This window comes from Myxacorys chilensis (genome assembly GCF_059505265.1).
In genome coordinates this window covers 1-2,923 of sequence record NZ_JCACKG010000224.1, presented here as the reverse complement: position 1 = coordinate 2,923, position 2,923 = coordinate 1, and the positions used below count along the sequence as shown (strand labels likewise).

The following is a 2,923-nucleotide window of genomic DNA, read 5'->3' as shown; positions in this document are numbered from 1 at the left end:
GAGGGCGAGGGCGAGCTGGCCGGAACGTGCCTCAGCGCGCGCCCAGCACGATGAGCGCGGTGACCAGCGACAACCCCACCCAGCCGAGGTGGCGACCGCGGGTGCCCCAGCCCACCAGCAGCGCGCCGAGCGCCGTCGCGGTGCCCACCGCCACGACCACCGCGGGCAGCGGGGCGGCCGCGGCGCCCGCGGCCGGGGGCGCCGCCAGCGCCGCCTGAGCCAGCAGCGCGGCCGCCGCGCCACCCAGCACGCTCACCAGGTGCCAGGTCGCCCAGAGGATGCGCACATGCGGCTCGCGCAGCCGGTCGCCGCCGTCGGTCGGCACCCAGCCGCGCCCGCGCCCGCGCAGGCGGCGGAACACCCAGCGTTCGCCGAGCACCGAGTGCACCGCGCCGATCAGCGCCAGCCCCACCGCGGCCGTCATCCACAGCGGGTTCATGCGGGCCGCTCCTGCGGGTCGTGACCGCCCGCGGGTCCCGGCGGCCGGGCCTGCGCCCGCGCACGATCGGGCACCCCCGCCGGCGGTCGCGACGGCGAGGGCGCCGGTGCCTTCAGGCGCTCGTGGACCCGCCGCGCCGCCCACAGGCCGGTCTCCACCGCGCCGTCGGTCCAGGGCAGGCCCAGGGCGTCGCCGCACAGCAGCACCCGGCGCGACGGCGACAGCGTGGCCCGGTAGCGCGCCACCGCCCGCGCCCGCCCCACCGGCGTCAGCGGCTCGGCCGTCGGCCAGCGCGTGAGCTGGTGCGCGACGACGTCGCCGGCCACGGGCGCCACCTGCGCCTGCAGCCACGCCAGTGCCTCGCGCAGCACCTCGTCGTCGGGGGCCGACGCCAGCCGGCGCGCCGCGCCGTCGCCGAACATCAGCCCGAGGGCGGCGGGCGCGCGCACCGGCAGCCGGCCCGACTCCACCACCACCGAGGCCACCGCCGAACGCTCGTCGCACAGCAGGCCGTGCACGTCGGCCAGCGCCGCAGGCCAGGCGCTGCCGTCCTTCAGCCCCAGCGCCAGGTGCAGCGCTGCGGCAAAGGGCGTGTCCAGCACGGCCGCCTCGGCGACGGTGGCGTCGTGCAGGAGCTGGCGGGCCACCGGCGCCGGCGTCGCCAGCACGACGGCCGCGGCATCCAGCCACCGCCCGCCCACGCGCAGGGCGGCACCGTCGGGCCGCTCGCGCACGGCCTCGACCTCCGCGCCCGTGTGCACCTGCAGCGGCGCCGCCATCCACCGGGCCAAGGCGTCCCAGCCCTGCGGCACCGCCAGCGCCCGGGCACCGCGGAAGTCCAGCACCGCGCGCAGCAGTGCCGACGAGCTGCCCGCCAGCGGATGGAAGTAGAAGCCGTGCACCAGGGGGCCGAACAGGTGCTCGGCCGCCGCCGCACCGAAACGCGGGCGGCACCAGTCCAGCGCGTCCTCGGTGTCGGCCGGCGCCCATGCGGCGAGGCTTGCCGGCGCACGGCGGCTCGGCAGGCGGGCGACGGCCACCGTCGCGGCGCTGCCGCTGGCCAGGTGCAGCCATTCCCCCGGACCGAGCAGGCCGCTGCGCACGAGCGACAGCGGCCGACCCGGGTCGAAGACGCGCCAGGCGCCGCCCCGGCGCACCGCGGCCCACGGCGAGGCGGGCCGCACCGCCAGGCCCGCCTCGCGCAGCAGACCGGGCAGGTGCGTGTAGCCCGTGGAGGGGAACTGCGCGCCGCACTCGATCACCCGGCCGTGGAAGCGGCGGCTGAACACCCGCCCCCCCACGCGCCCGTCGCGTTCGAACACCCGCACCGCGATGCCCTGCGCCTGCAGCCAGCGCGCGGCGGACAGTCCCGCCAGTCCCGCACCCACCACCGCGACCGGGCCGCATCCCGCCGCCGGGGCCGTCGTCGTTGCCGTTGCCGTCGAAGTCATGCCCGCACCGTAGCCGGGATGAACGAACATACACAGCCTGTACGGCGGGGAGGGGCGGCATGCAACGACTCACACGCGAGCGCTGGCTCGACGCGGCCTTCGAGGCCCTGGACACCGCGGGCCACGAGGCGGTGTCGGCGCAGGCGCTGTGCCGGCGGCTCGGCGTCACGCGCGGCGCCTTCTACCACCACTTTTCCAGCCACCCGGCGTTCGTGCAGGCGCTGCTGCGGCGGTGGGAGCAGCGGTACACGGGCGACGTCATCGCCCATGCGCAAGGCGGCGCGGCAGCGCAGGAACGGCTGCAGCGCTATCTGCAGGCGATCGCGGCGCTGTCGCCGCGCTGCGAGGTGGCGCTGCGCGCCTGGGCGCGCGAGAACGCCACGGTGCGCGAGGCGGTGCAGCGGGCCGAGCGCGAACGCCTGCGCTTCGCGCGGGACATGGCGCGGGCCCTGCTGCCGGCCGATGCGCCGGCGTCGAGCGTGGACACCTTCGCGCAGGCTGCGTGGCTGGGCCTGGTCGGGCTGCAGCAGTGCGGCGAACCCGGATCGGCGTCCTTCGCGCGCTTCCTGCGCGGGCTGCTGTCGCTGGCCGCGCCCTGCGCCGCGCCGCCGGGCCCGGCGTGACGCCTCAAGCCTCGCCGCGCTCCAGCAGCGCCTTCACGGTGTGAAGCAACTGGTCGATCTGGAAGGGCTTGCGCAGGAAGGCGTCGAAGGCGTCGCCGTGCACGCGCAGGGCCGCCGCCGGTGCACCGCTCATCACCACCACCGGCAGCGCCTCGTGGCCCGGCTGTTCGCGGGCCGCGCGCGCGAGGTCCACCCCGCTGAGGCCCGGCAGCATGTAGTCGGTGACCAGCAGGTCGAAACGCTCCTGGGCCAGCGCGGCGAGCGCCTGGCGCGCGTCCACCGCGAAGCTGACCTGGTGGCCTTCCTCCATGAGGATGAGCGCGACGACCTCCGCCGAGGAGACCTCGTCGTCGACCACCAGGATGCGGTGCCGCCCCATGAGCGCCTCGGTCACCGGACACGCTCCCGGT

General features: G+C 77.4%; 4 protein-coding genes. 1 reads left to right on the top strand and 3 read right to left on the bottom strand.

The window, feature by feature from the left end; translation table 11 throughout:
• Positions 1 to 31 precede the first annotated feature (31 nt).
• Both AC5JLB_RS22610 and AC5JLB_RS22605 read right to left on the bottom strand, forming a co-directional pair.
• Complete coding sequence (locus AC5JLB_RS22610) at positions 32 to 439, bottom strand: hypothetical protein (RefSeq protein ID WP_495876081.1); 408 nt, start codon at positions 437 to 439, stop codon at positions 32 to 34.
• Complete coding sequence (locus tag AC5JLB_RS22605; RefSeq protein ID WP_495876080.1) at positions 436 to 1,920, bottom strand: protoporphyrinogen/coproporphyrinogen oxidase; 1,485 nt, start codon at positions 1,918 to 1,920, stop codon at positions 436 to 438. Before AC5JLB_RS22605 ends, AC5JLB_RS22610 begins: the two co-directional genes overlap by 4 nt.
• Before the next feature lie 29 nt (positions 1,921 to 1,949).
• On the opposite strand from AC5JLB_RS22605, the gene AC5JLB_RS22600 reads away from it, so the two are divergent.
• Entirely contained in the window at positions 1,950 to 2,513 is a 564-nt protein-coding gene (locus AC5JLB_RS22600) for a TetR/AcrR family transcriptional regulator (RefSeq protein WP_495876079.1), read from the top strand.
• Positions 2,514 to 2,517: 4 nt separating this feature from the next.
• Here the strand turns inward: AC5JLB_RS22600 and AC5JLB_RS22595 are convergent.
• Positions 2,518 to 2,923 (bottom strand): response regulator (locus tag AC5JLB_RS22595; RefSeq protein ID WP_495876078.1); only part of this gene is annotated, 406 nt, incomplete at its 5' end.

Excerpts from the sequence above, each read along its gene's own strand:
- AC5JLB_RS22600 (WP_495876079.1), top strand. The coding sequence starts at position 1,950 with ATGCAACGACTCACACGCGAGCGCTGGCTCGACGCGGCCTTCGAGGCC.
- AC5JLB_RS22605 (WP_495876080.1), bottom strand. The coding sequence starts at position 1,920 with ATGTTCGTTCATCCCGGCTACGGTGCGGGCATGACTTCGACGGCAACG.
- AC5JLB_RS22610 (WP_495876081.1), bottom strand. The coding sequence starts at position 439 with ATGAACCCGCTGTGGATGACGGCCGCGGTGGGGCTGGCGCTGATCGGC.